Below are 26,720 nucleotides of genomic sequence, written 5' to 3'. Positions count from 1 at the left end.
CATTGCAACGAAATATAACAAACCGTTGCAAAGGTTATCAAAAGCTACCAAAGGTTATCAAATCAAGGCTAAACATAGCAAAGTGAATCACTTGCAAATCGTTGCATCGCATCTTTGCAATGTGATTCAGCAACCAATGAGCGATTTTGATTACTTACTACACAGAGAGATTAAACCCGGTAAAGAGTTTGAAAAGCTAATACCAAAAACCACCTGCAAAGCCACTTTTCTTGGTAAAGGCATGACTGATTTCTCAGTCGATAAAATGGCAGGCATGGTTAAGATGTATGCTTTCCAAATGTCAAAGGTTGCTGAACTCTTTCGCAACAAATCATTGCAACAAACCTGCAATGATATTCACAAATGGTGTTACTGGCATTTTCAATACAAAGCCGATAAAGAAACCCAGTACTTGCGCAGTCCATCATGTTCATGGTATAGCAGGGTTGAGGGTATAGACTGTAAAAGCTACACGATAATTGCAAGCTGCATCCTTACAAATCTTGGTATCAAACACTATATAAGGCGAATTAAGCAACCGGGGTTTGCACCTGAATTATGGACGCATGTTTATGTTGTCGTTCCTAAGAACCAAAAAAACAGCAAGCTAAGTGAAGGTTACTTTGTTATTGATGGAACGGTAGAGACACTTCAGGAATCAGTATTTACACAAACCAGTGATTTATTTATGGATATGGAACATTACGGATTAAATGGCAGCCACAGAGGATTAGGGATTACCTATTCTGAACTCTCAAAACACCTTTCGCTTAACAACATTAAAAGTCTTTTTTCAGGTGGTTGGAAACCTAATTGTATTGGAGGCTCTTTAGATACTGACGATTTTTATGCATCACTGGAAAACATCGTGCCGGCATTTGAAAAAATGATAGATGATGTCAACCTCGCTGTAAACAACGGTAATGATATAATCCCGAAAATCAATACTCTATTAAGGGTTGCTGCTCAAATGCAAAGCCATAGCAGGGTTAAAGCAAGCGGCAGTTGGAAAAGTACATGCTCAAAAAATGCCGTTGATTTATACCAAGCTGCGGGCGAATATTATTACAATATTGTTTACACCGGCTTCATGCAATGGTTGAAATATTACTTTGATATTGAAACCAGTACAGTACAAGTACCTAACAATACTTTCGATATCGAAATGAGATTCGATAAAGGAAGCAGTATTGAACAAACACAGGCTACTATAGTTACTAAAATTTCTCCAAAGGCAAATACAACCAACGTAAAACAGTTTGTAATTACCCCTTACATCGGGGATAAAGAAAACCAATCAAACTTCAATCTTCAAACATTTTTAAGCGATATCAAAGAGGTTGTCGCGGTTTTCGCTCCTTCAAATACAGGATCAGGAAACAATACAGGATCTGGTACAAACTATAACAATGGTACAGTTACTTATACCGGAACAAATTTAAAAACTGCAAGTTTAGGCGGTATTGCAGGTGTAGCCCTTTTTGCTGCCGGTGCTGCTTTTATATTTTCAGAAATGAAAGACAAACCGGCAAAGCCCGGTGATAAATCCAATAAGGCTTCTGAATCATCAACAAAAACAAAAGTAAAAAAGACAAAGTAATGAATTTAGTACAGCAAAACAGAACTGTAGAAAGAAACCTTCCCGCAATAGCATCCGGAAAGCAAGGTTTAGGATTAAGGATATTTGGATGGACACCACCAATAGGTAAATGGGTGGGTGATGCAGTACGATACGTCGGGGGTGTTATTGCCGGCCGTGTAAGAGCTATCCCTTTTGTTGGTAGGGCGCTTGCCGACGAAATTGATTCAATTACTGAATATGTGGCTCAGAATATTGAAACCGGTTTACAGAGTATCGGCCTTAATGCTAACCTTAGTCTTAAAGATGAGCTTACACTGGAAGAAACCCGAATCTTAGAGCAATGGTTGACCCAATTTAAGCCATACGCTGAAAATCTGACACAGGACGTTGCAAACGCATTGGCATTAAGCGATACTACTGCAATGTTAACAGGCCTTAATGCGGTACTTAACAAGATTAATGCAGTACAAGACCACTATAACCCTGAAGTTACAAAAACAGCCGGACTTTCTACAAACGCATTACGCCAACGTAGTTATGTAATTTATCAGGCTTTCAATCTTATTGTAATGGCGGTTACTGAAGGCCTTAAAAGAAAAAACTTAAGTCTGACAACTAAGGAGGTAACTTTCCCTATTAACCAGTACAACTTTATGCCGCTATTCAGTAATAGTACTATTTCAACGGTTACAGGTGAAAATTATGTTCTTGCTTCCGGTTCTACAAAACCAACCACAAAACCCGGAATCGAATTACAGCCAGGTGGCATTACTACCCTTCCTGTTTACCCGGGTGGCGGTATAATCCCTAAAGTTCCTGTTAATACCGGCGGCACTCCTGTAACGAATGTACCGACAAAAGAAGGAACAAATACGACCACAGACAAAGGAAGTGATGTTATAGAAGCTGAAGTTATTACAGATACATCTTCAGATGATGTTACAAACAATACTACAGGTAAAAAATCAAACACCACTAAAGTAGTATTAGGCGGTTTACTTGTGGTGGCCATTGCAATAGCAGCTTCAAAAGCCTCGAAGAAGAAGGCCGTGAGATCAAAAAAGCGCACTAAAACCAAGTAAGAATTTAAAACAATTATAAACACATGGAATTTAAAAAACCATCAGGAACAAAAGTGAAAGACACCATCGCATTAACTGGTGGTGTTCTTGCAGGCGGTGCCGCATCTCGTGGTATTTTCGGACTTATACACGAAAATCAAGCTACAGAAGATACGGCAGCCGCTAAAAAACAGGAAAACACAGCTTTATTAAAGCGTGGAGTTATGACAGTCGGTGCAGGAACGGCCGCCGTATTTATCGAAGGTAAAGACCTTGTTGCAACGCTTGTAAAAGGTGCTTGTGTAGGTATCGCAGTTGTACAAGGCTTAGAAATAGTTAAAACCTTGGCCGCTCGAGGCGGTGTTACTCCTGAAGTATCAGCAACGACCAAAACACAAAAAATCCTTGCTCAAACGGTAGGCTTAGGCTGCCCTTGCAACGATACAAAAGGTCTTATGTACAGCGCTCCTGTTTTCTCACCTCGTTACGTGCATACAGACATTAACGCTGAAAGAGAAAACAGCAATTTCGGGTTAGCCGGTGACATTTGGAACTCGCAGGATATTTGGGCGAAGCCTGCCAGTGCGTAACGATCAAAAAAGCCTTAATTAAAAGTTTAAAAATCAATACATAAAAAGTTAAAAATTAAAAAGATGAAACATTTATCATTTGCAGAAGTAATAGGGTTACTACCAAGCATCCAAAACGGAAACGGAGTTGCATTAACCCCAACAGGAAAAAAAGTTAAAAGAAAAACCTACTTCGTAGCAGGTATTTCAGGAAGTTCGGATTTTACTTCTGATGGAAAATTAATCGATGCAGGAACTAAAAAAGAAATCGGCCGTACCAACTTTGACAAAGGTAATATGCTGAATGAAGGCCGTAGCTTTATTGTTACTGGTGTTCGTGTCCTTTTCGATACTACAGCAGATGTAAACATACTAACGGCAACCTACAAGAGTGAGGCTCCCGCACCTTACAAAAATGGTGAGCTTAAAATCGCTCAGGATGGTTCAGGGGATTTCTTCAACAACCCTATCAGTGCCTACACTAAAAATGATTACTCATTTGAAAAAGATGTAGACTTCATGCCGGTTGTTCCTTTCCAAATTCGCCCTAATATTCCTTTCGATATTCAAATCCTTACAGCCGGTTTGGCTGCTGCCGGTACAGCAGTAAAAGTTGAGCTTGATGGGTATGAGTTTGCAGATGCAAGCAACGCATAATCATAGTTCGGGTTAGTTTAATGTTTGTTAATTAAAAAGCCAAAGGCAGTGCTTTTGGCTTTTTTTACTCGAAAAAACCATGTTCAAAAAACAAGAAGAAATTGTAAACCTGACCATTGCAAGCGGAAGCAGAAACAACTCTGTTACCTTTCAGCCGATGGCAGGATTAGTAATTGGATGCGTGATTTATACCAATGCCGCACCAAACACAGGATTTGTAACTGCTAAAATAACAAACGACAATGGCGAGGTAATATCAGCCAGTGCGGATATTAGAAACTATCGCAGTCGTGAAGCAGGGTACAAGGAAGGATGCAAGCCGCTATACTTCGAAACAGGAAACAAAGCGTACACCTTTGAAGTAAACAGCGATGCCAATTTTACTGCTGACTTTAAATGCCAGTTAGTATTGATTTATGAAAACGACCTAACACAACAGTGCTAAAATGGAAAAAACAGGCCTTATATCAAGATTAATCGGAAGTGACATAAAAATGAATTTAAAGAACGTCACCAGTCTAACCCTTTCTAATTACGGTTCAGACCCTTTAACTGTAATAGTTAATGATGTACCACGTACAGTGCCGGCATTAAGGGAAGAAATTGGCGTTCCTATGGGTTCTTACAATCTCCCGGGTGATGGTACGGCCTGTAAACTTACCCTTGAAGTAAAATTTACCGGAGAGAGTAAACATGCCATTTTAGATTACAGAGTGTACAACCCGCAAGAATGTTAAGAGATGAAGCAACTCGAAACCATAATAGAAAAATTAAAGAACGACCAATATTTTGCAATAACCATTACTGATACAGATACATTCAAAACAGTATGTACTAACAGGATGGCCGCTCAGATGGTTGAAGAAGCCGGGAGCGTGGAAAAATATTTCAATAAAATAGTTGAACAGGGTCACACCCAAATCGCTATTAACCCACGCAGGAAAAACGGCACATCATTTAAGGATGATGGCCAACCGGTTAAATTATCGCTTCGCCCCAAAGGCGAACAATACCAAGAAGCAACCCCGGTAGCTTCTGCCTCTCCTGCCCTAACCATGCCACAGACTGGCCATAACCCTTTAATGGGACTTATGGCCGGTTTAAATGGCTTTGATGTGGCTTACCGCTATCAGGATTACCCGAAAATAATAACTGAGAACGATAAGCTAAAACTTGAAAACGAGACTTTGAAAAAAGAGGTTGCCTCTCTTGAAAAAGAAATCATTCAGCGTGATTTTTCGGAAAATAAAGCAGCCGGCAACAAAGAATTGCTTTCAGAACTACTCGGAGCTTTGCCAACCGTTATGGGGGCATTGGCGCAGGCTAAAGGCGCACCGGGTGGATTAAACGGAACTTCACCGGTTCAGGATACCGAAACACTATCGGACAACAAAAAAGCCCTTGTAGAGGCCATAAAAACCCAAAGCGAAGGTATTGCCTACTATTTGTGTGCTGTCCTTGAAGGTATGACCACCAGTGAAAACTTTAGCAACGAACTATTAAAACTATTACAAACACATAACCTAATTCAGACTTAACAATGTCAACACCAAACACCACAGAAAAAATGAGCGGCGAAGTAACTCTAACATTTGAAGTAAAGGCCGGAAACGTCTTTGACCTTCAGAAAAAAAAGAAAATCCTTCAGGATTTCTCCCGCCTCGATATGGAAGACCAAGAACGTATTGAGCAAATAATGATTAACCCAAAAGCAAGGGAAGCCCTTAAAAAAAACTGGAAGTTGCTTAAATCAATGTTCTAAAATCAAAATCAACCAATGGCAGTAAAAGAAAATACACAACAAAAAGGCTTATCAAATCCGGCGGCTCTTGCACTTGCTTCGTCTCCCGCCGGACAAGAGGCCATTGCCGGTGCGGTTAAATCTACTGTTTCCATTGCTAAAATAACACTCGCTGTTGTAGCTACAGCAGCGATTGGTTATATAGCCTATTCCCTTTACAAAAAGCGTTTCATAAAGCTTGGAACAAATCCACAGTTAGACCCGGCCAACGTAAACACAGCACAGGCAAAAGCCAAAGCAGAGGCAATTTATCAGGCCATGTTAGGTTTTGGGGCTGATGTTGACGTGGTAGCGGAACAATTAGCCGGACTTAATTACAATGGATGGGTTGAAGTTTATAACGCATTTGGTAAGAGAAGGGGCAGCATTCCCGGTACTTCTGAAATGGATTTAGTAGAGTGGTTGAACGATCAATTTTCAGGCAGTAAAATGGAAACATTACGATTCATATTACCCGGACTTTTTTAATTTCTCCAACCATGACAAAAAAAAATAAAATAGTCTTAGGCATTGTTGCAGGACTGGCCGCAACGGTTATAATCTACAATGTAGTAAAAAAGAAAACGGATATTTCCGGGAATGGCGACCCAACCGGCAACGGTACAGGTTCTACTAACCCTTCAGTACCTTTCAATGCAAATACAATAGCTGAAAAGCTCTATGATGCCATGAAAAACACCGGTACGGATGAAGATGCCATTTTCAGTGCGCTTAGGAATGTAACACAGGCTCAGTTTGCACAGGTTGTAGCTGCCTTTAAATACAGAAGCTATAACAGTACTGCCGGCAATCAAATCAATTACATTCCTTGGGGAGATCCTTTGCCTTTAAAGGATTTGCCTTACTGGCTTAAAAACGAATTAAGCTCGAGCGATTACCAAAAGTTAAGCCTAAAATTTCCAAACTACTTATAATATGCCTTACAAAATTTCGGGTAAAGTTGTCGGGGATGATGGCTACCCAATATATCAGCAAGCTTTAATAGCAGAATTGAACAATCAAGGTCAGCAAGTGGCAAATATTCTAAGTTCTGAAGAAACTGGGAGCTATGTTTTTTTTGCTGAGAACGAAAACTCAACAATCAGGATTTCAAGCCCCGGATATAAAGAACAGATATTTTTAGCTAAGGCTGTACCTTCAGAAATAACCTTATACCCTTTGGATTCATCAGTAATAAACTTTACAAGGCCAAAGCCTGACAGAACCGGGCTTTATTTAGCATTAGGAACACTGGCCGCTGTAGCCATTACGGCCATAGCAATAGGCAGGAAAGATAAAAAAGCCAAAGCCCAGGACTCCAAACCTAAAGCGAAACCCGTTGCAACGGCTAAGCCTAAAGTTAAAACAGTAACAGTATAATGGCAAAAAGTTTTCTAAATAACCCCGCTTACGCTTCTTATCCTCGTGGCATCCGCAACAACAACCCGGCCAACCTCATTTTAACCAGTGAGAATTGGCAAGGTAAAATTCCAAACTCCCAAAATACGGATGGCCACTTCGAACAGTTTAAGGAATTGCGTTACGGAATACGGGCAATGATGCGAAACATGATTAACAAAATCAACGGCGGCATTAACACCGTTGACAGCTTGATAAGCGTGCTTTCACCTTCCTTTGAGAACCACACCGGCATTTACATTCAGAATGTGGCCAAAGCATTAGGAATATTGCCAAGTGTTAAGCTCGAGATAACTCAGGAAACTATAATCGCGCTTTGCAAAATCATTGCAACGGTTGAGAACGGCAAGCAATACGCCGATTTAATTACGGAATCGGACTATCAGGAAGCTATCGCAATTCTCGGGATGCCATTAAAAAAAAAAAGCAGTAACGGCCTGTTAATTACACTGGCCTTAATTCTTGCCGGGTTAATCGGCTATAAAATCTACAAAAAAAATGAGCGGACAGATAGGAACAGGAATTGACGTTATTGCATTAACAGGCGATAACAACGGCGGTGGTGCTACCGGTGGTAAATTCGGTATTGAAGATAACACCTCAGAGGTTAACAGGGCTGTTGATATGGGAGGTAATTCCCTTTCCCTGAATAACGTATCGGAATTTAATATTAAGGGGGCGGGTGTTACACAGTTTGTACCGTACACCTTTGATGATATAGAGGAAATCGGAAATATGGAGGTTTATACTGAAGTTCCTTTCCCGGGGTATGAGGATAAATCAATGGTTGAGCTTTACGAGGGCTACGATTATGCACCGTATAACGAGCTTGGCCTTGATACAAAATTCTATTTTCTTATTGATGGCCAACCAACGGAGTTAATAGGTGAATTTTTTCTATTTGAGGATGAATACCCGGTTTATTTTATACCAAAAATAAACGATGAAGCTTTTACAGCCATTGGTTATGACTCCGTTGTTTCAAATCTTGATGTTACAATTGATGTTCCAAAGATACCCGCTGATTCTGAAACACAACCGGAAAATGTATTGTTTGTCAATAACGAAAATAAATTAAGAATCGGTAAAGTTCCCACACCTCAGGCACCATCTTGGATGGATACGCTAAACACAGATGCAAATATAACCGGGAATGTCTATTCTTATATGAATAATGGTGTATTCTTTAATATCTATGGTGCTAATCCGACCTCACCAGTATTTTTTATAAGTAACAATTCAAACCCAATCCTTGCAAAATTTCAGATTGGTGTAGGCCAAAACGGTTTTCTTGATGCCGGTATAAGTTTTTATAATACCCACACAGAAGTAAGAAGGTTTCTTCAGTATCAGCTTGACAATAACGAATGGATGATACAATTCGACAGAACGATTCCGGATGCAGGCTTTGTAAGGGGAGGTTGGGGCTATGTCAAGCAGTTAACCGATGATGTGAGTGCCAGTGTTCTTGGGGCTAAAGATTACTTCATTGAAATTTTTTCAGATGCCGGCTACAATCTTGAACTTAACAAAGATATAATGTTCAAGGGTAAAACTTTTATTATCAAAGTTTCAGGCCAAGCTAATGTAACACTATCTGTTACTAACAACGGCACAATAAACGGTAAAACTTCAATGGTGCTTGTACCGGGAACAACTTTAGAGGTTATTCACAATAGTTTTGAGTATAGAATTATATCGGCCACCTGCAAGATAACTAATTCAGATGTAACGGATTTATTTACCATTGAGCAAATTAACGCTTTATACCCGGATGCCTTAGAAGGATTTGAAGTGTATTGCCCTAATACAACCCCGCCGGTTCTTTACCGTAAAACAGGATGGATAAACAGTTGGATTGGAATAGAACCACGCTACAACCTAATACCAGTATAATGAAAAACATAATTGAATTTATCAAGACCTTACCAAACGAGATTTACGACGTTTTTCTCTTTGTCTTTGCCGTACTCTTAGGAACTGGTTACAAAGTGGCCAAACAGAATGAAAAAGGCATGAAAATCACTTTCAGGAAAATGCTTACCGAGGGCTTAATGTCTTTTTTTATAGCCCTTATAGTATTTGCGGTTTTTGACCAGTTCCTAAACTTCAATAAGCTTTTTACTTACATGATGTGCAGCCTTGCCGGTTCAATGAGTTCCTTATTTCATAGCAAATTAGAGGACTTATTGAATTACCTCTTTGAGGCGGCCAAAAAGAAAATAAACCAACTTTTAAAAATTCAGTAATGAGAAAAATAAAAAGCACATGGCCAATCCTGTTTCTTTTTGCACTTTTTTTCAGTGTCCTGGCTTCAGGATGCAGAACGCAAAAGGTTCTGAAGGAAGAGGAATCGACCGTTAATATTGACAGCCTAACACAGGTAATTTCAAAGCTTACGGAAGTTAACCGGGAAATAAAGGATAAGGCCTCTTTTTATTTTCCCGATGTGAATACCGGTAATAGCGATTGTGACAGCCTTTGCAATGCCCGGGTGCGTGAGATATTAAAAAGCATCAACCGGGAAATAGAATCAGGCAATAACCGCTATCAGCTTCTTTATAACGAGCATAAGAAAACCTTAGAGGTTTTGGCCGATATAGCGGCAACCCAAAACGTCCAGAGTACGGAACAAACCGACCATTTAAAAAAGGAAAGTTCGGAGATAATAAAAGAAGTGCCGGTAAGAGTTATCCCGGCCTTTTATAAATACAGTGCTTGTTTCGGTTGGGTATGTGCTTTTTTCCTTATCAATTATTTAATCAGTAAAATAAAAACATGGCTGCCAAAAAAATTATTTACATAGGTGTTGCAGCCGCTTTAATACTACTTCTTATGTCAAACAGCAACAAGGCTTTAGCAGCAATTACCAAGAAACAAAAAATAAGGGGATGCGATCCGCTCGGGTGCGGTTCTTTTGGCGCACGCAGGGGAACACATACACATCAGGGAATTGATATTGTGGCCGCTCCCGGTGAAGATATATTCTCACCGATAACCGGTAAGGTTACACGCGTGGCCTATCCTTATGCCAGTGATTTGAGTTATACCGGTGTTGAAATCGTGAACGAGAAATACAGGGTTAAAATGTTCTATATGTCGCCGACCGTTGTAATACCTAAAACAGTACTTGCCGGTGAAAAAATAGGCATAGCCCAAAACATCAGTGCCAAACATGGGGCAGCAATGACAAATCATGTTCACATTGAGGTAAGAGACAGCCTAAACAGATTAATCGACCCAACCAACCTATTTTAAAATGAAAACGAAACACATCATTATAACCGGGATTATTGTTGGTGTTGCCGGGTTAGCTTATGCCGGCTATAGAAGGATTCAGAAACTAAAGGCTGTTTTCAGCGCAATGAATGTTTACCCTTCCGGGTTAAGGAATGTAAAAATAGGATTAAGCCATTTTACTTTCAATCTTGATTTAACGATAGAAAACCCGACAAAAGAGGATTTTTCTATCTATGCCGGCAGCTTCGCAAGTGTCAAAAGGGCTATTGCGTACCGTAACGGCCACTTTTTAGGCATGGCCACACTTGCAATTAACATGGTACACATACCGGCGTTAAATACACTTGAATTAAAAAACATTCCCTTTGAGGTTTCCCCGGAAAATGTATTAAAAAATGTTATAACTATCGAAGGCTTCTCTTTAGAGCAGCTAACCTTTGTTGTGGTAGTTGAAATATTAGGGAAAGAATATTATATAGAAAGTTAGATTATGGGAGTAGTTAAGAGCTTTAACGGGTTGATAGGCACTAAGACAAAGTTAAACCGTACAGATATAAACGTTTTGATAATCGATGCCAAACAGCAGGAACAATACGAGCTTGCAGAAAGGCTTCAGAAAGCTTTAACGGACAATCCAACCGTAGATGAATTTAAGTTTAGTAAGAATACAGCACCGGCCATTGAATCAGTGCCGGAAAGCTTCTTACAGTGCTTGGATTGCGAACAGGATTCGGACGATACAATTATCGGTTTAGGGAAGGCCGTTTCAGCAGACGAAATTTATCAGATGATTACTGATAAAATGATTGAAAAAATTAAACTGGCCAACACCAAAGATTATAAACAAAAATGGTCTGCTAAAAAGTACGGAACGGGCTACCTAATGCCTTTCAATTTTGTTTCTAAGAAAATGTACAGGGGTGTTAACCGCTACCTTCTTACCGACTTTGAGCCGTTAAAAAATCCTTTTTTTATGACTTTCAAGCAAATTGAAAGTTTAGGCGGTATGGTTAACAAAGGTGCTAAAGGCTATCCGGTAGTTTACTTTACCGAGCTTTATAAATACTATGATTCCGAAAGGAAAGTTGATATAGCCAGTTACGACCTTAAAAAGTTCATTGCACTGCTAAATGAGAACAGGGATAAGATACCTTTTTTTGCTGCCGGACAGTCGGCTGAAGATATAGCAAAGAGGCATAAACTACCCATCCTGAAGTATTACAATGTTTTTAACGGCATTGATATAACCGGCATTGATTTCGACCTGAAAAACTTTAAGCATGGCCTTATTGAAAAACCACTGCCGGCAGCGGAAGAATATAAGATGCCGATAGCGGAAGCCATTATAAAAAACTATCCTGTACCCGCACCGGGTTACGCATTTGGCGGCAATGAGGCATTTTATTCGCCTCGTAAAGATACCATCACAATGCCGCATATCTATGACTTTGAGGCGGCACAGGATTATTACGCAACGTTTTTCCACGAGATTGCACACAGTACCGGCCATCAAAAGAGATTACAGCGTGATTTTTCAGGAAAATTTGGTTCTAAAAATTATGCGTTTGAGGAACTAATCGCAGAGTTTACGGCAACGTTTTTAAGTGCTGAAGCCGGTATCATTTGGCACACTGATAAAAATTTCCCTGCTTACCTGAAGTCATGGAATAACCGATTAACACACCTTCAGGATGATAACAGGTTTTTGATGCGTGCCGCAACGCAGGCACAGGCCGCAACGGATTATTTATTGCAGTACAATAGTGCCGGTGAGCCGAAATACTTTGAGGATTTAAAGCAGGCCGCTAAAGAAAAGGCCGCTAAAGAGAAAAAGGAAAAAAAGGAAAAGGCCAAAGCCCAGGAATCTAAAGCAAAAGCCAAACCCGTTGCAACACGTAAAAGAAAATCGAGCCAAACAAAACAGTTAAATCTATTTGGTTTAAATGGTAAAAGAAAAGCTTCAGGGCTTAAAGGCACAGAGGTAACAGAACCACAGCAGATAAATAATACACCAATAGAAATACCACAGCCACAGCCGCAGCCGCAAAAAAACCCTCGAGTAAAAAATATAGGTGCGGCGGCCAATGAAGTGCCGGCACAGTTCTTTACTGTAGCGGGCGAGGTTGGAAAGTTCCTTCAGGCCGTTGAAAGAAAGCCCGAACATAGCGTAGTTATCACGATGGATGGTGAGCAGGGTGCAGGAAAAACAACCACTTTATACAAGTTCATGAATGCCTTTGCAACGCCCGGAAACCGTTGTTTGTTTATATCCGGGGAAGAACACCCGAACAGCTCTTTAGCAAAAGAGAAGGTAGAAAAATACTTATCAGGCCAAGCGCAGGCAAATATTGATACCGTTGGCGATGTGGAGGACAAACAGGACTTGTACGACCTTGTAAAGGATTATGAAATCATTTTCATTGACAGTTGGCAAAAGCTGCTTAGGATGGTGGGAACGATACACCTTGATGAAGATTTACGCAAAAGGTTTAACGGTAAAGTGTTTGTAATCATTTTTCAGCAAACCACGACCGGCCGAACCAAAGGAGGTTCTGAAGTTGTTTTCGATGGTGACATCATCATTAAAATGGTTAAGGAAGCCAGTTTTGCGGATAACTACGCATTCTTTGATAAAAACCGCTATACAAAAGTACCTATTGAAACCATTCGCTATAATATAGCAACCGGCACAGTTTACAACCCTTTAGAACCTGAAACGGAAGCAGAGGCCGAAGCTGTTGCAACGGAAATAAACGAACTAAATTTTGAAGTTATATAATTATAAAACCTAAGTTATGAATAAAAAAATGATTCTTGGCGTTGCCCTATTAGGAGCGGCGGCCGTTTTTACTTTTAAAGATAAAATATTCGGCGGTAGCAATACCGGTACCGGCAATGCAAATACCGGTATAAGCACCGGCAACAATGCAAACACCGGAAGCAATTCAAATGCCGGCGTTAGCGCATCACCTTATGAAGGTAAGGTAGTAAGAAGCCCGGGCAATGACGAAGGATGGTATTTGGTGAAAGATGGCGTAAAAATAGTTTACCGTTCAATAGAGGCATATAAAGCTGATGGCAGCCGCCCGATTGTGGATATATCAATCGACGAATTGAGAAATATTCCTTCGAATGCTTCTGTTTACGTAAATGAATACGGAAAGATTGTAAACTGGTAAACTATCAAAAATATACTCTTAAACATATACTAAAACCGCTTTTATTTGAGCGGTTTTTTTTATATTCGCACCATTAACAAGGTAAGGTGTGTTAATGAAAAGCCCCGTTAATTTTGGTGTGGTTACTAAATCCGGGGCTAAATTTTAAATTCCTGCCCGGTTCAGGGCGCGTTATATTATTATTTCTTTATTATCTTTTAATAAAATAGACAGAATAAAAAAAGGCCTCTAAAAATAGAGGCCTTTTTTTATTTTAAGAAATAAGATTTACTATAAGTCTAGTTATACAACTTGAAAATTTATTTTTTATTTTGCAATTGTTTTCTCTTTTAAAACATCTGCCATATTTGTAAAGTTTATTAATCCCAATAACATCACACCATTTTCATGATTTGTTTGTAATGTCAAGGTACTAATAAATGCTCTTATATATGGAAAAAATATCGGAATAGCACTCAAATAAAAGTGTTTTGGTAGTTCCTCAATTTTATATGGTTGATCAAAAATATAATCTGCAAATGCAGTTACAGTTATAACTTCAAATTTAGGGTCATTATTAAAGGCTCTGAAATTAAGTTTTAAAGTATATTCTCCCGTTATCGAGTTATATTCTCCTGAAGGTTCAAACTCAATGTCAAAATTATTCCCTTTAACAGAGGATTCATTATAGGAAAAATTAGAAATTCTATAATTTAAAAATTTGAAGGCTACTCCTGCCTGAGCTTTAATTGGTTTCATAGTGCAATTATATTAAAAAAAAAGACTCTGAAATATATTCAGAGTCTTTTTTTTGTTTATGATTATCTTTTTTCGGTTTAAAATGTTCCCTTATAAAACCAATTGATTTTGTCCAAAAACTTTTATCTTCTGCAATTTCGAAATAATTTGTAGACTCATCAATAATTGTTGGTTTTGGTACACAATAAAAAAAATGTTCATTATTAGTATCCATATGACTTATATGAATAAGTAGTTGCTCAAAATCAAAATTTTGAGCATCTTTCTCATCTTCGCCAACAACTTCATACTCTAAAACCGGCACTTTACCTAATACTTTTGATGTTCCTAATTCAAGTATAGGGTTATCTATACCTATAAGTATATTTTCAGACATAAAGAGGATTTCTTCATCAGGAAACATATTTTCAAATAATTCCTCTAAAACTATTTGCTGACGAATATATTGTGAATCTTTCTCATAGCAGTGTATAGGCTTAACTTCAATAATATGAGTATTGATTTTCAGCTTATACTCATATTTAATCTCTAAATATGGAAGAGATTCATAAATATTGTTTAGCTGTTTTTTTAAAAACTCTATTGATTCCATTTTATAATTTTGATTTTACAAAGCTTATTACTTCATTACTTAATTTTATCGCCTCATTTCCTTTATCGAAACTAATAAATTCATTGTGATAATCTGAAAGTAGTCGTATTGCCCTTAATCTTTTGACTTTCCCTTTAATATCCCTTGCCGTAAATCCACTATCGTTGAATTTTTTATTTATTTCCTTGCACATTAAATCAATTGGATAGCCATGAGTCGTTAACTTGACTGGTTTAGTTTTAGATGAGCTAATTGCAGTATCTATACTATCGTAACTATGTCCAATTTGATTTAATTTATATTTTATAAATTGAAAACACCCATAATATGCACAATGAACACTGGAAGAGTAATTATCTTCATCCATTAACATTTGTGATGCTAGAATATTGAATTCTGATTTCGATTTAAGGTGATCCAAATTTTATATAAAAATAAGAAATGAATAGGTTATATAAAAGTATTTAAGAATAATATAACGACCCAAATGTATAAAAATTTTTTATAAAACAAATTTTTCATATAAATTTAACTTAACTATGATATCAAATACGAGTAATCTTCCGGGAGTTCCGCATCAATATCACGTAAATATTTCTCGAGTGCATCCATGGTACTATGACCGGTAATAAGCATTAAACGGCTTTTACTCTCAAATGGTGTTAATTCTTTTCTTAGTTCGCGATAAATCCTCGTAATATAAGTATGCCTGAAACTATAAAGGCCGTATTCCTCGCCTAACCCTAATTCATCTTTTATAGCTTTAAAGCGTTTTCCAAAGTGATTACGCCTATTAACTTCTTTTGCATTCCACTCCCCTATACCATTGGGTGTAAAAATAAAATCAGTATTTTTAAAAGGTGTTAAATCTGGAATATTCTGTAAAAGAATGTCGGGAATTATCTTTGTTTTTACGGGCTGATTTTTTGCACGGACTTTCAAAACTTTATCACTTATATGAATATCCTTTTTCTGAAGTCTGCAAACTTCAACCGGCCGCAGCATATTTATAGATATGAACTTTACAAACAACAATAAATGTTTGTCTTTTTCAGCCATCAATTTTAGAATATCTTCTTCCTGCTTCTTAGTATAGGTTTTATTTTTTTTCGGGCTACTTTTTAATATGTCTATACCTTCGATAATATTCTCCTTAACAATCTGATTGTTTTTAAGGATTTTGTACAACGAAGATAGTGCCGCTCGGGTGTTATTACGATTTCTAGGACTTGTACGTTGCAATATATCATTGAGAAAGCCAATAGCATCAATGCTTTTAATCTCGTTCATTTTTGTATTGACCGGCTTATTATTTGTAAGCCAATCCTTAAACCTTGTAATACGGCTTTTAAAATCATTGTAAGAGCTTTCGGAATGCAGATTCTTTGCATACTCGAGCGCAAAATCAATAGCTTCAGTAACTTTCTTTGCTGAGTTGATATTAACCGGTTCTTTATCTGACTGGCCGGATAAAATGCTGTTATCGGGTTCAGGAGTATAAGGGTTAAAACCTTCCTCCAATATTAACTTTACAGACTTACATAAAGCGCGGGCGCGCAAAAGCCTTTCCTTTACAGTGTTGTAATTGTCTAAGTCAGCATAAATAGGCGGTTGGCGTTCCAATTTTCCTGTCTCAGGGTTTCTAAAAGAATAGTAAACGTACCACCTTCTATTAAGGTCGCCGCCTCCATCGTATATAGTTGGCCCGCCATATTGTTTTTGCTTCTTCAAATTGTATTCAAAAACGTATTCAAAATCGTATTCATTGCGTAATATCCTGTTGATTGAAGGCATAAAAAAAAGCGGTTTTAAATTGCTTTAAAACCGCTTGCTGCGTATTGCGTTTCTGTAGCGAAGACGGGAGTTGAACCCGTGACCTCAGGGTTATGAATCCTGCGCTCTAACCGACTGAGCTACCTCGCCATTTATTCTCGGTTATTACATCCTTGAATGCGGGTGCAAATATATAACTAAATTTAAAGGCTGCAAATATATTTTGCAGAAAAAAAATTATTTTTCAAATCGCTTTTATATGAATCTTAATTATTATATATTTCCAAAAAATAACTAAGTATGGACGTAAAAGTAAAATATGAAATAGAATTCCCCCTAACCTCTTCACCCCAACTGTTATACCAATATATATCTACCCCTTCAGGTCTTTCAGAGTGGTTTGCAGACAATGTAAACTCAAGAGGAGAAGTTTTTAGTTTTATTTGGAACGACAGTGAGGAAAAAGCAAGAATGGCTTCAAAGAAAAATGGTGAGAAAGTTAAGTTTCGCTGGTTAGACGATGACAATCAAGACACCGACTATTACTTTGAAATGCGTATACTTGTGGATGAAATCACGAAAGACGTTTCATTAGTTGTTGTTGATTTTGCTGACGAAGACGATGTTGACGAGTCTAAACAGTTATGGGAAAATCAAATTTCCGACCTAAAACATGTTATTGGTTCCGTTTAGGAATTCATTCATATAAAAGCTATATTTGCCCTGAATTTTCAGGGCTTTTTTTATGATTAACTACAACGGTAACCTTACAGATAACACAAACCTTACATTAGAACAAAACAGAGGCTTTTTATATGGCGATGCTGTTTTTGAAACACTGAAAGTAATAGACGGAAAGATTCTTTTTGCAGAAGATCATTATTTCAGGCTAATGGCATCTATGAGGATTATAAGAATGGAAATCCCTATGTATTTTACTATGGAATACATGGAAGAACAGGTTAAAGCCCTTACCGAAAATTTAGAAATATCAGCTTCTGCCCGTGCAAGGGTAACTTTTTTCAGGAAACGGGGCGGATTATATTTACCTACAACAAATGATGCTGAATTTATAATTACTGCCGAAGCAATAGCCGAACCTCTTTACTCTTTAAATGAAGATACTTATGAAGTAGACCTGTTTAAAGATTTTTACGTTACCAAGCAGCTTTTATCTACCCTGAAAACCACCAACAAAATGGTTCAGATAACAGGAAGCATTTTCGCTTATGAAAACGGACTTAACAACTGCCTGCTTATAAATGACGACAAAAACGTAATTGAAGCACTACAGGGCAACATTTTTATGCTGAAAGGAAATAAATTAGTTACTCCACCCATTACAGATGGCTGTTTAAACGGCATAATGAGAAAACAGATACTTTCTATTGCCCGAAAAACTGAAGGGATTGAAGTTTCTGAAGAAAGCATATCTCCTTTTGACCTTCAAAAGGCTGACGAGATTTTTATCACTAACGTGATAAAAGGAATTCAGCCAATAACTAAATACCGCAAAAAGGAATACGGAAACGCTCTGGCTTCCGAACTGATAAAAAAATTAAATGTTTTAATAAGACTTGGCTAGTTAAGAGCCGGGTTTTCGGGCGAGTTAGACCAAATCAGGTACTCTCCTCCTAATTCCATTATTTTTTCTTTCCAGAAAGAAGTACTGGACTTACCTATGATTTTGTTTTCGTAACTGTTTTCAGAAACAATCCAGGAATTATCTTCAAGTTCATCCTCCAACTGATGAGCCGCCCAACCTGTATATCCCAAAAAGAAACGGATATTATTACGCTTAATCTTACCCTGATTAATTAAATCTTTGGTAGATTCAAAATCACCTCCCCAGTAAATTCCGCTGGAAATCTCTATACTCTCCGGTATAAGCTCGGGAACATTATGAATAAAATACAAATTATCCTGCTCTACAGGCCCGCCATTATATATTTTAAACTTACCATGGATTTCAGGAATAAGATCCTGTATCGAATAACCTAAAGGTTTATTAAGAATAAAGCCTATAGACCCTTCTGCATTATGATCGGCTAGTAAAACTACAGACCTGTTAAAAGACAGATCTCCAATGGAGGAAGGCTCTGCAATCAGCAGGTGGCCTTTTTTGGGTTTTAGTGAAATCATAGTCTTTGCATTTTGAAATAAATTTAAAGAAAAAATTACCTACATCCAAAACAATTTATAAAAGTTTAAAAGAAAAAGCCCCCAAATATGGAGGCTTTTATACTATATGCAAACTAATATTACTTATTTACAGATCCATCAAGCTCAGCCCCTGGCTTAAATTTAACCACGTTCTTAGCAGCAATTTTAATTGTTTTACCTGTTTGAGGGTTTCTACCTTCTCTTGCAGCTCTTTTAGACACTGACCAAGATCCGAATCCTACAAGCGATACTCTTCCTCCTTTTTGTAATGTAGTACCTACGTTACCAACAAAAGATTCTAAAGCTTTTTTTGCTGCACCTTTAGAGATTCCTGCATCTGCAGCCATTGCGTCGATTAATTCTGATTTGTTCATAATAATTGTTATTAATTGTTTGGTTAAAATTATTGTTTTTCTAATCCTGTACTACAAATTTAATAGGAAAATCAAATTACACAAGTGTTTATAGGTTAATTCCGTTTATTTGTTGATAACTTCGGTTTAAATGTTAATAAACTTGTTTGTTTTATTAAAATTTTCTTAAAATATCAGTGTTTATTGGGGTTACAGAACCTTTGCCTCGCCAGAAAACTGCATCCCGTTAAGCAATTCCTGAGCCGTCATTTTTTTCTTTCCGGGAAACTGAAGGCTTTTTATATGTAAATAACCATCTTTTACAGCAACTTTTATCTCTTTTTTACCTGAAATTATGCTTCCCGCTGACTCACTTACCTTTGTTTCCTCAAATGTAGTTTCATAAACCTTTACATTCCATTCCTGCCCATTATCATTTACAAAACACCACGCAGCCGGATACGGACTAAGCCCTCTTACCAGATTGTGTATTTCCCTCCCCGGTTTAGACCAGTCTATTTTACAATTATCCTTATTAAGCTTATACGCTGTCTTAATATCTTCTGTTTCGTTTTGAATAGTAGTTTCTGCCTTGCCTGTCTCTATAAGCTTTAAGGTCTTTAAAACTGTACCTTGACCCAATTCCATTAATCTGTCATGAAGTTCACCAGCTGTTTCGTTTTCACCAATAGCTGTTTCCTCTCTTAATATCATGGCACCGGTATCAATCTTTTCATCAATAAAAAAGGTAGTAACTCCGGTTCTCACCTCTCCGTTAATAACGGCCCAGTTTATAGGAGCCGCTCCCCTATACTGAGGCAACAATGAAGCATGCAGATTAAATGTACCTAACTTAGGCATTCTCCATACCGCTTCCGGCAACATCCTAAAAGCTACAACAACCTGAAGGTTTGCCTCAAGAGATTTAAGTTCTTCTAAAAAAGATTCGTCTTTTAAATTTACTGGCTGCAAAAGTCGTAACTCTTTCTCCAGGGCATATTCCTTAACAGCAGAGAATTTAACCTTCTGCCCCCTCCCGGCAGGTTTATCGGGTGCTGTAATAACTCCTACTATGTCATAATTATTCTGATATATGGTATCGAGTATCCCCACAGCAAATTCCGGCGTACCCATAAACACGATCTTCAGTCTTTCCATTACTTTAATATATATTGATTATTGGCATTTATTTTAATCCTGTCGTTCTCTAAAAGGATTTGTATTGCAAAAATAGTCTCCTTTGGTGTAAGTTCCAGCTTTTCCTCTATATCTCTTGACGACATAGCTCCCTTTTCAAGCAATTGCAATATTGCAGTAGCCGTTTCAACAGGCTCTTTAGTTTTTCTAACCTTATTAATACACCAGGAACATATTCCACAGTCCGTCTGAGACTCTTCATCAAAATATTTTAATATCAGCCTACTTTTACAGGTTTCGGTATCATTAATATAATTAATAACACGGTCCAGCTGCGTTGTTTTAATCTCATTCTGTTTTTCTAAAAACTTGGCAACCCTATTGATGGTTAAATCATCTTCCCTAACCTCATTAAAAGTAAGCCTGCTATCATTACCCAAACTATGATACGATATAACTTCTTTATCATTCAGCCTTTTCAAAACCTGTTGTAATTCCTCTTGAGTAGTTTTAGCCTTCCTTATAATCAAATCGGCATTCAGGCTGGTTTCCATATCAAATACTCCTGGATAATTCCTTAATATGGCAAGAATGATCTCTTCATCATTACTGTTAAGGCTAATATACCTCATCACCTCTTTACTTGGTACAAGAAACTGTATAGTAATCTTTTCCGAAAACTCTTTAGCCATGGTTATGATCCCCTGCCTGTCTAAAAACTGCAAAGCATTATATGCCTTTACAACCGGAAGATTATACTGCCTGCAAAAAACATTGAAATTAAAAGCAAAGCTTTGATTTATACCTTCGCCATAAGCTATCTGCAAATAGTTATTAAGCCTTATGTATACATCTTTTAAAAAATGCCTGTCAGGCAGCACTTCTAAAAACTGCTTTTTACCTATTTGCGCATCAGATGCATTTACAAGCAAAACCGCAAATGCTTTGTTACCATCACGCCCTGCCCTGCCAGCTTCCTGGTAATAGCTTTCCATATTTTCGGGAAGTTGGATGTGTATCACCGTCTTAACATCCGGTTTATCTATACCCATACCAAAAGCATTAGTAGCTACCATAACCTGAGCCTGATTGCTTAACCACAACTGCATATTCTTTTCCTTTTCTGAAGATGTAAGTCCGCCATGATAAAAAGTAGCCTTAAACCCTAACGACTCTAACTGCCTTGACACGTCGTGGCAAGATTTCCTATTGCGAACATACACTATGGAAGATTGCGGATTTTTAGTGAGAATTTGCTGCATCCTGTGTAATTTATCTTCCGTTTCAAAAACCATATAAGCAAGGTTGTCCCTTGCAAACGATTTTACAAAAACAGCCGGATTATCAAGTTGCAGGTGTTTTATAATATCTTCCCTTACCCTTTTTGTAGCCGAAGCGGTTAAAGCCAGGAAAGGGACTTTAGGTAAATAGTTTTTTAATGCAGATATCTTTAAATAGGCTGGCCTAAAATCGTGCCCCCATTGGGATACACAATGCGCCTCATCTACAGCAACAAGATTTATGGGCAGCTCCTTCAACCTGTCCAGTATCCAGTCGGCCTGAAGCCTTTCCGGCGACAGGTATAAAAACTTGTAATTGCCAAAACGGCAATTGTCCAGCAAATCACTTATTTCATCTACAGATATACCTCCTGTAAGCGCAATAGCTTTAATCCCTTTTTGCTGAAGGTTAGCAACCTGATCTTTCATTAATGCTACCAAAGGCGAAATTACAAGGCAAATGCCTTCTTTTACCATTGCAGGCACCTGAAAGCACACCGACTTACCTCCGCCGGTAGGCATTATGGCAAGCGTGTCTTTTCCCTGTAAAACAGATTGTATTATTTGTTCCTGTGGTTCCCTAAAACTATCATGTTTCCAATAGTTTTTTAAAATTTCTAGGGGTTGTTGCATATTCAAATCAAGAAAGATGCCCTAAGATAAAAAGAATTCTGTTATCCACCGTATCTTTTGGCACTTCAATTAGGTTGTAGCCGTAATTTGTATAGGTTTCTACTAAATGATCGGCTATTAACTTAGCCTGTTCCCAGTTTTCGTAACGCTCCTCATCGGGAGAATAGATTTCTTCCCAGGGAGGTAAAAAGAAGATTTTAGTATAACGGTATTCCTTACAGGCATCATCAAAAGCAGAAGGATAGGAATCTCCTATATAGTGCATATAAGCCAGTACATCGGGTATTCCCCTGTCTAAAAAAACTATTCGTGACTCTTCCTGTAAAGCATCAGCATGTTGTTTTTTTCTGCCTTCCAGCAAAAGTTCACTAAAAAGCAACGGTTTTTCTAAAAACAGCTGTTCTATGCCCTGCCTTCTGGCCTCAAGTGTTACCTCGCGTGAAACTTCAGGGTAACAGATATACCCTTTTTTGATAAGTTCATCTATTACAGAAGTCTTGCCAGTGCCCGGCCCACCTATTATAACTACAATTTCTTTTTTCAAAATGTAATATTAAACCACAAAATTAGTTAAACCCAACCGAATAACGAAACATGGCATACTTTTTGGATTTTACAAATAAATAATTATTTTTAAGGCAATGTTAAATCATTTTCAATAAAATTTAGCATGTATTAAATTTATCCACGTAATAAACAAATAATGCTATGAAAAACACATCTAACTACAACGGAAATACTTTAGCCCGCAAAAGGAAATATAACTTTCACTTAGCTTTCAAAAAGAAAGATAATATTATAAGATATATTGAAATTGCTGTTGGGGCTATCATTGCTGCAATGGTTGCAGCCGGAATTTTTGGAACTATTAAATAAGGCATACAGCCAATTAGAAATAAAAACTCCTCTTTAAAAAGAGGAGTTTTTTTGTGCCCAAAGGCACTACTAAAAAAAGGAATCTTTATTCCTGCGGTATAGGCGCGTTACCGGACTCCATGTAACTTTTAAAGCCCTCTATATCATTAAATACAATATTTTCAAACATTGGGTTAAGCAATTTTGCCACACCTGCACCCGGCATACCCAGTGGTGCATGATAAGAAATGGTAACATCTATTTCTGTGCTCGCACCGTTATCTTTAAATTTCACTTTTCCAGAATTATTAATTGTTGCTCCGGGTAAGGATTGCCAGCTTAACACCTTATCCGGTTCATCCATCAATATCTCTGCATTCCATTTAACTGAACCCAGCCCTCCGGGTACACTTGCTTTCCATTCAGAAACGTTTTCGCTTACTTCGGTCACACTTTCCAAATGTTTCATAAACAACGGAAGGTTTTCTAAAGTACGCCACGCACTGTAAACCTCATGTACAGGCTTATCAACCGTTAAGTTAGCAGTGATAGAAATATTATTACTTTTAAGCATCTTACTCCCTTTCAGTGCATCATAAGCCGGACAATAACCGCTTACCCCTCTAAAAAGCATAGTCCCCGCGGCCATACTCTCTAATACTTTTCTGTCATCATTCTTTTTTAATGCACGGTATAACAGGTAAGAACCTGCAGCTATCATAAGCAGCCTTTCAGTAGTACCTACATTTACCCTTAATCCCGGTATAATACTTTTCTTCCCATGAAGGTATTCATCTGCCTCTTTAGGATTGGATACTGCTGCATAACGATTAGGATCTGTACCAGAAGGATCATATTTTGAAAAATTCTGCTTTTTACTATCTGTAGCCGTAGCTTTCGGCTGTATTACATTCGCTTCCATAATTCTGCTTTTTTTAGGTTAATTACTTAGTATAAAGTTATTTAATAACTAACCTCCTAACAGCCAATGATATGATAAAGTATTCTTAAGGATGTGATAAATTGATAAAAACAAAAAAGAGCTGCCTTTATTAAGACAGCTCTTTATCGTTTTAGCTTTACTAATGTACTATGCTAAATTAATTTCAAGTACATCAATTTCGTTTTCTTTCACCTCATTATTGTTATCGGCAATAATATTTACTCCGGCAACACGTAATGATTTAACTTTCTTTTTTCCGGCATTAACCAATTTTTCAAAGTTAGAAGGATGAAGCATAAGCATCACATTTCCTTTTAAAGCATTGGCCAGAATGAATCTTTTGATGGTAGCAAGGTCGATGTTCTTTTTCATGGGGTAAATTGTTGTTGGTTAATGTTGCAAATATCAAAGTTTTTTCCTTAAAATTTTGATAATAAACTGATAATAAATGTTTAAATTTTCTTAAAAACATTAACATTACTACGAAATGCTTATTTTTATCTATCAACTGCACGTTTTTATAAAAAATAATGAAAATTAGTTACGGAATCCTGTTATTCAGAAGTACAAATAACAATACCGAATATTTCCTGGTGCATCCGGGAGGTCCATATTTTAAAAACAAGAATGAAGGCTTATGGACCATACCTAAAGGAGAAAGTCTCCCAAATGAAATTCCACTTACTACTGCGATTAGAGAATTTGAAGAAGAAACAGGGTATACACCCATTCCTCCTTTTATCGAACTACTGCCCATAATTCAAAAAGGAGGTAAAAAAGTATTTTGTTGGGCTGCACAAGGAGATTTAAATCCTGACACCATAAAGAGCAATACATTTACCATTGAATGGCCACCAAAATCCGGAAAACAAAGTGAGTTTCCTGAAATTGATCGTGCCGGATGGTTTAGCTTCGAAGAAGCCAAAAACCTTATCAATGAAAAGCAGATACCTTTACTGGAGCAACTGAATAAAATTATTAAAGAATAAGCTCTATTCGTTATTTGGCTTCATGGCCTTTTCCCAGGTTGCCCTGTCAATTACCCTAAGTTCGTTTTTAATACAGTCCCAAACCGAAACATATTTTGTAGAAAGTACATAATGATTTTCCCAGTTTGTATACGGGCTGTAAAGCATTAAGGTACATATATCGGTCGCAGTTATAATATCTCCCGATTCATCATTATGGCTATGTAGTGAACTGATTTGATTTGGGTCATTACTATAGTTAAGAGGTATAATGCTACTGTGAAGCTTTTTAACCGACTGTACAGTATCATCTTCATTAAAAGTAATAAGGTAGTCATTACCAAAAATCACAACATTACTGGATTGCGGCCCTGTAAAAAAATAAACCATCTTTTTACCTTTATAGATAAGTGGAACCGGATTAAAGTTTGTACCATTATAAAATTCAAATACTTCATTGGTTTGCAGCTCTTCCATTGCTTTTTTCCTAATGATATAAAGGCTTTTTTCATAAGAGGAAAGATCTCTTGCCACACTATCAATTTTAACTGCTCCCGGTAAATAGGTATCATCAAAAGAGAACGACAGTATAACCTTGGGTTCGTCATCCCTGTTATAAAACACATTAATATTCCTGTTATCCTCTGTATAAGAAAAATAACCGCCTACAACTTTTGTTTTAGCTTTAAAGCGTTCCATTAGCAAATCGGTTCCATGCCATGAAGCTTTTTCCGATTTATATAGAAGCTTACCCTGTTCTAAAACCTCTTCTTTATTTTGAGAATATCCTGTAAATGAAATAAAAACAATTGATAATAGTAATTGTAGTTTTAGGCGCAAAATCATAAATATTTATATGTTAATTGAATATGCAACTTTACTTAAATTTATCTAGAGAAACATATTTTTTATTTAAAAAATGAATTCTAAAATAGTTTTTTAACAAGAAAGAATGTAATATCACACATTGTCAGTATTTTAACAACATCTCTAAAAGGCAATTTTATTAACTTTTTTATAACAATATTTTACCTACATCGTTTTTTAATTTGTTAAAGTTTAAATTTTTAACAGTTTTCCCTTAGGTTGATTCATCAGAATATCTATTTTTATGAAAACTTAAATAACCAAGCTTATGGAGAAAATTACTTATGACGCTATGCGTGAATTTATTATTGAAAACGAATTAACTGACAGTGTATCGATTGTGTTGCACCCTGACAGTTTTGATGAATTGGTGCTGGATTATCTGGATTTTAATGATAACCAGATTGAGCGCCCGTTTGAAATTTTAGGTATCGAAATCCTTCAGGACAACAATGGTAATATACCTAAAAGTAAAATTCACATTTTAGATGCGGTTCAATAAAAATTCATCTTGCTAACCAAAATCACAAAAAATCCGGTCATAAGGCCGGATTTTTTTGTTTACCTCACAATCTTATAACTATTAAAGTAAAATAGCATAACACATACTATGGCAATAAAGTTGCAAATTGCAGTACAATTAACCTCCCAATAAATACCTGATTACCAAACAACTTAAACATGCAAAATAGTAAAATAAATTTTGCCGGAATCAGGGACTTCATACTCGAAAACGAGCTAACGGATAGTGTTGCCATTGTCCTTCATCCTGATAGTTTTGATACCCTGGCTATAGATTATATATCCATACACGGCTTTATAGAACGCCCTTTTGAAATATTAGGGATAGAAATACTTGAAGATACTACAGGTCTTGTAACCCGAAACAGAATCCAGACTATTGAAACATAAAAAAAGCCTCTTTTCAAGA

At 37.2% G+C, this 26,720-nt stretch carries 37 protein-coding genes and 1 tRNA gene; 25 read left to right on the top strand and 13 right to left on the bottom strand.

From position 1 onward, the window contains the following. Positions 1-82: 82 nt before the first annotated feature. From FUA48_RS08475 to FUA48_RS08385, 19 genes are all read left to right on the top strand, one after another. Positions 83-1,600 carry a hypothetical protein gene (locus FUA48_RS08475; protein WP_147583123.1) on the top strand — a complete coding sequence of 506 codons (1,518 nt, stop codon included), beginning with the start codon at positions 83-85 and terminating at the stop codon, positions 1,598-1,600. Next, the gene (locus FUA48_RS08470) at positions 1,600-2,664 is read left to right on the top strand and encodes a hypothetical protein (protein ID WP_147583122.1); all 1,065 of its coding nucleotides are present in this window, start codon (positions 1,600-1,602) and stop codon (positions 2,662-2,664) included. Before FUA48_RS08475 ends, FUA48_RS08470 begins: the two co-directional genes overlap by 1 nt. A gap of 23 nt (positions 2,665-2,687) precedes the next feature. Then, positions 2,688-3,233, top strand: coding sequence for a hypothetical protein (locus FUA48_RS08465; protein ID WP_147583121.1), 546 nt, complete (start codon positions 2,688-2,690; stop codon positions 3,231-3,233). A gap of 63 nt (positions 3,234-3,296) precedes the next feature. Continuing rightward, positions 3,297-3,869 (top strand): hypothetical protein, encoded by a 573-nt coding sequence (locus FUA48_RS08460; protein WP_147583120.1) that lies wholly within the window; start codon positions 3,297-3,299, stop codon positions 3,867-3,869. Between the two features lie 79 nt (positions 3,870-3,948). Continuing rightward, complete coding sequence (locus FUA48_RS08455; RefSeq protein ID WP_147583119.1) at positions 3,949-4,314, top strand: hypothetical protein; 366 nt, start codon at positions 3,949-3,951, stop codon at positions 4,312-4,314. A 1-nt stretch (position 4,315) separates the two neighbouring features. Next, complete coding sequence (locus tag FUA48_RS08450; protein WP_147583118.1) at positions 4,316-4,606, top strand: hypothetical protein; 291 nt, start codon at positions 4,316-4,318, stop codon at positions 4,604-4,606. Between the two features lie 3 nt (positions 4,607-4,609). Next, on the top strand, positions 4,610-5,407 hold the full coding sequence (locus tag FUA48_RS08445) for a hypothetical protein (protein WP_147583117.1): 798 nt from the start codon (positions 4,610-4,612) through the stop codon (positions 5,405-5,407). Positions 5,408-5,409: 2 nt separating this feature from the next. Then, a complete protein-coding gene (locus FUA48_RS08440; protein ID WP_147583116.1) occupies positions 5,410-5,631 on the top strand; it encodes a hypothetical protein in 222 nt (73 codons plus the stop codon). Between the two features lie 15 nt (positions 5,632-5,646). After that, complete coding sequence (locus FUA48_RS08435; protein WP_147583115.1) at positions 5,647-6,138, top strand: hypothetical protein; 492 nt, start codon at positions 5,647-5,649, stop codon at positions 6,136-6,138. Positions 6,139-6,149: 11 nt separating this feature from the next. Next, on the top strand, positions 6,150-6,584 hold the full coding sequence (locus FUA48_RS08430) for an annexin (protein ID WP_147583114.1): 435 nt from the start codon (positions 6,150-6,152) through the stop codon (positions 6,582-6,584). Between the two features lies 1 nt (position 6,585). After that, a complete protein-coding gene (locus FUA48_RS08425) occupies positions 6,586-7,029 on the top strand; it encodes a carboxypeptidase regulatory-like domain-containing protein (protein WP_147583113.1) in 444 nt (147 codons plus the stop codon). After that, entirely contained in the window at positions 7,029-7,595 is a 567-nt protein-coding gene (locus tag FUA48_RS08420) for a hypothetical protein (RefSeq protein WP_147583112.1), read from the top strand. Before FUA48_RS08425 ends, FUA48_RS08420 begins: the two co-directional genes overlap by 1 nt. After that, positions 7,567-8,964 carry a hypothetical protein gene (locus tag FUA48_RS08415; protein ID WP_147583111.1) on the top strand — a complete coding sequence of 466 codons (1,398 nt, stop codon included), beginning with the start codon at positions 7,567-7,569 and terminating at the stop codon, positions 8,962-8,964. The genes FUA48_RS08420 and FUA48_RS08415 overlap by 29 nt, the downstream gene beginning before the upstream one ends. Beyond that, a complete protein-coding gene (locus FUA48_RS08410) occupies positions 8,964-9,317 on the top strand; it encodes a hypothetical protein (RefSeq protein WP_147583110.1) in 354 nt (117 codons plus the stop codon). The genes FUA48_RS08415 and FUA48_RS08410 overlap by 1 nt, the downstream gene beginning before the upstream one ends. Beyond that, positions 9,317-9,874, top strand: coding sequence for a hypothetical protein (locus tag FUA48_RS08405; RefSeq protein WP_147583109.1), 558 nt, complete (start codon positions 9,317-9,319; stop codon positions 9,872-9,874). Before FUA48_RS08410 ends, FUA48_RS08405 begins: the two co-directional genes overlap by 1 nt. Next, positions 9,847-10,326 carry a M23 family metallopeptidase gene (locus FUA48_RS08400; RefSeq protein WP_147583108.1) on the top strand — a complete coding sequence of 160 codons (480 nt, stop codon included), beginning with the start codon at positions 9,847-9,849 and terminating at the stop codon, positions 10,324-10,326. The genes FUA48_RS08405 and FUA48_RS08400 overlap by 28 nt, the downstream gene beginning before the upstream one ends. A gap of 1 nt (position 10,327) precedes the next feature. Continuing rightward, a complete protein-coding gene (locus FUA48_RS08395; RefSeq protein ID WP_147583107.1) occupies positions 10,328-10,795 on the top strand; it encodes a hypothetical protein in 468 nt (155 codons plus the stop codon). A 3-nt stretch (positions 10,796-10,798) separates the two neighbouring features. Continuing rightward, positions 10,799-13,087, top strand: coding sequence for a zincin-like metallopeptidase domain-containing protein (locus tag FUA48_RS08390; protein WP_147583106.1), 2,289 nt, complete (start codon positions 10,799-10,801; stop codon positions 13,085-13,087). A 16-nt stretch (positions 13,088-13,103) separates the two neighbouring features. Beyond that, positions 13,104-13,487 carry a hypothetical protein gene (locus FUA48_RS08385; RefSeq protein WP_147583105.1) on the top strand — a complete coding sequence of 128 codons (384 nt, stop codon included), beginning with the start codon at positions 13,104-13,106 and terminating at the stop codon, positions 13,485-13,487. 306 nt (positions 13,488-13,793) lie between these two features. Here the strand turns inward: FUA48_RS08385 and FUA48_RS08380 are convergent, their stop codons facing one another. The 5 genes from FUA48_RS08380 to FUA48_RS08360 form a co-directional block, all read right to left on the bottom strand. Further along, positions 13,794-14,225 (bottom strand): hypothetical protein, encoded by a 432-nt coding sequence (locus tag FUA48_RS08380; protein ID WP_147583104.1) that lies wholly within the window; start codon positions 14,223-14,225, stop codon positions 13,794-13,796. 7 nt (positions 14,226-14,232) lie between these two features. Next, positions 14,233-14,817 (bottom strand): hypothetical protein, encoded by a 585-nt coding sequence (locus tag FUA48_RS08375; protein WP_147583103.1) that lies wholly within the window; start codon positions 14,815-14,817, stop codon positions 14,233-14,235. Position 14,818: 1 nt separating this feature from the next. Continuing rightward, positions 14,819-15,184, bottom strand: coding sequence for a hypothetical protein (locus FUA48_RS08370; RefSeq protein ID WP_147583102.1), 366 nt, complete (start codon positions 15,182-15,184; stop codon positions 14,819-14,821). A 170-nt stretch (positions 15,185-15,354) separates the two neighbouring features. After that, positions 15,355-16,611, bottom strand: a complete 1,257-nt coding sequence (locus FUA48_RS08365) for a tyrosine-type recombinase/integrase (protein WP_147583101.1) — start codon at positions 16,609-16,611, stop codon at positions 15,355-15,357. 55 nt (positions 16,612-16,666) lie between these two features. Next, a tRNA-Met gene (locus FUA48_RS08360) sits at positions 16,667-16,740 on the bottom strand. A 150-nt stretch (positions 16,741-16,890) separates the two neighbouring features. On the opposite strand from FUA48_RS08360, the gene FUA48_RS08355 reads away from it, so the two are divergent. After that, a complete protein-coding gene (locus FUA48_RS08355) occupies positions 16,891-17,283 on the top strand; it encodes an START-like domain-containing protein (RefSeq protein ID WP_147583100.1) in 393 nt (130 codons plus the stop codon). Between the two features lie 52 nt (positions 17,284-17,335). Beyond that, complete coding sequence (locus FUA48_RS08350) at positions 17,336-18,175, top strand: aminotransferase class IV (RefSeq protein ID WP_147583099.1); 840 nt, start codon at positions 17,336-17,338, stop codon at positions 18,173-18,175. Here FUA48_RS08350 and FUA48_RS08345 read toward each other — a convergent pair. The 5 genes from FUA48_RS08345 to FUA48_RS08325 all read right to left on the bottom strand — a co-directional run bounded on the left by FUA48_RS08345 (position 18,172) and on the right by FUA48_RS08325 (position 22,700). After that, a complete protein-coding gene (locus FUA48_RS08345) occupies positions 18,172-18,732 on the bottom strand; it encodes a YqgE/AlgH family protein (protein ID WP_147583098.1) in 561 nt (186 codons plus the stop codon). The two genes, FUA48_RS08350 and FUA48_RS08345, sit on opposite strands and share 4 nt — an antisense overlap. A 119-nt stretch (positions 18,733-18,851) precedes the next feature. Then, entirely contained in the window at positions 18,852-19,127 is a 276-nt protein-coding gene (locus FUA48_RS08340; RefSeq protein WP_129749492.1) for an HU family DNA-binding protein, read from the bottom strand. 189 nt (positions 19,128-19,316) lie between these two features. Further along, positions 19,317-20,264 carry a methionyl-tRNA formyltransferase gene (gene fmt / locus FUA48_RS08335; RefSeq protein ID WP_147583097.1) on the bottom strand — a complete coding sequence of 316 codons (948 nt, stop codon included), beginning with the start codon at positions 20,262-20,264 and terminating at the stop codon, positions 19,317-19,319. Continuing rightward, complete coding sequence (locus tag FUA48_RS08330; protein WP_147583096.1) at positions 20,264-22,156, bottom strand: RecQ family ATP-dependent DNA helicase; 1,893 nt, start codon at positions 22,154-22,156, stop codon at positions 20,264-20,266. The genes fmt and FUA48_RS08330 overlap by 1 nt, the downstream gene beginning before the upstream one ends. A 7-nt stretch (positions 22,157-22,163) precedes the next feature. Beyond that, a complete protein-coding gene (locus FUA48_RS08325) occupies positions 22,164-22,700 on the bottom strand; it encodes an AAA family ATPase (protein ID WP_147583095.1) in 537 nt (178 codons plus the stop codon). A gap of 164 nt (positions 22,701-22,864) precedes the next feature. Here FUA48_RS08325 and FUA48_RS18330 point away from each other — a divergent pair, with 164 nt between their 5' ends. Continuing rightward, a complete protein-coding gene (locus tag FUA48_RS18330) occupies positions 22,865-23,032 on the top strand; it encodes a hypothetical protein (RefSeq protein WP_168196951.1) in 168 nt (55 codons plus the stop codon). A gap of 85 nt (positions 23,033-23,117) precedes the next feature. On the opposite strand, the gene FUA48_RS08320 is transcribed toward FUA48_RS18330, so the two are convergent. Continuing rightward, positions 23,118-23,933: an SRPBCC family protein gene (locus tag FUA48_RS08320; protein ID WP_147583094.1), complete on the bottom strand. Its 816-nt coding sequence runs from the start codon at positions 23,931-23,933 to the stop codon at positions 23,118-23,120. Positions 23,934-24,101: 168 nt separating this feature from the next. Beyond that, positions 24,102-24,326, bottom strand: a complete 225-nt coding sequence (locus tag FUA48_RS08315) for a hypothetical protein (protein ID WP_129749487.1) — start codon at positions 24,324-24,326, stop codon at positions 24,102-24,104. A 158-nt stretch (positions 24,327-24,484) separates the two neighbouring features. Here FUA48_RS08315 and FUA48_RS08310 point away from each other — a divergent pair, with 158 nt between their 5' ends. Then, the gene (locus tag FUA48_RS08310; RefSeq protein WP_147583093.1) at positions 24,485-24,943 is read left to right on the top strand and encodes an NUDIX domain-containing protein; all 459 of its coding nucleotides are present in this window, start codon (positions 24,485-24,487) and stop codon (positions 24,941-24,943) included. A 3-nt stretch (positions 24,944-24,946) separates the two neighbouring features. On the opposite strand, the gene FUA48_RS08305 is transcribed toward FUA48_RS08310, so the two are convergent. Beyond that, a complete protein-coding gene (locus tag FUA48_RS08305) occupies positions 24,947-25,768 on the bottom strand; it encodes a hypothetical protein (RefSeq protein WP_147583092.1) in 822 nt (273 codons plus the stop codon). A 289-nt stretch (positions 25,769-26,057) separates the two neighbouring features. On the opposite strand from FUA48_RS08305, the gene FUA48_RS08300 reads away from it, so the two are divergent. Together FUA48_RS08300 and FUA48_RS08295 are read left to right on the top strand one after the other, a co-directional pair. Continuing rightward, positions 26,058-26,291 carry a hypothetical protein gene (locus tag FUA48_RS08300; protein WP_129749484.1) on the top strand — a complete coding sequence of 78 codons (234 nt, stop codon included), beginning with the start codon at positions 26,058-26,060 and terminating at the stop codon, positions 26,289-26,291. Positions 26,292-26,470: 179 nt separating this feature from the next. Continuing rightward, complete coding sequence (locus FUA48_RS08295) at positions 26,471-26,701, top strand: hypothetical protein (RefSeq protein WP_147583091.1); 231 nt, start codon at positions 26,471-26,473, stop codon at positions 26,699-26,701. The last annotated feature ends 19 nt before the right edge of the window (positions 26,702-26,720 follow it).

It is taken from the genome of Flavobacterium alkalisoli (assembly GCF_008000935.1).
GTDB lineage: Bacteria > Bacteroidota > Bacteroidia > Flavobacteriales > Flavobacteriaceae > Flavobacterium > Flavobacterium alkalisoli.
The sequence above is the reverse complement of the archived record's forward strand: the minus strand, read 5'-3'. Positions and strand labels throughout refer to the sequence as shown.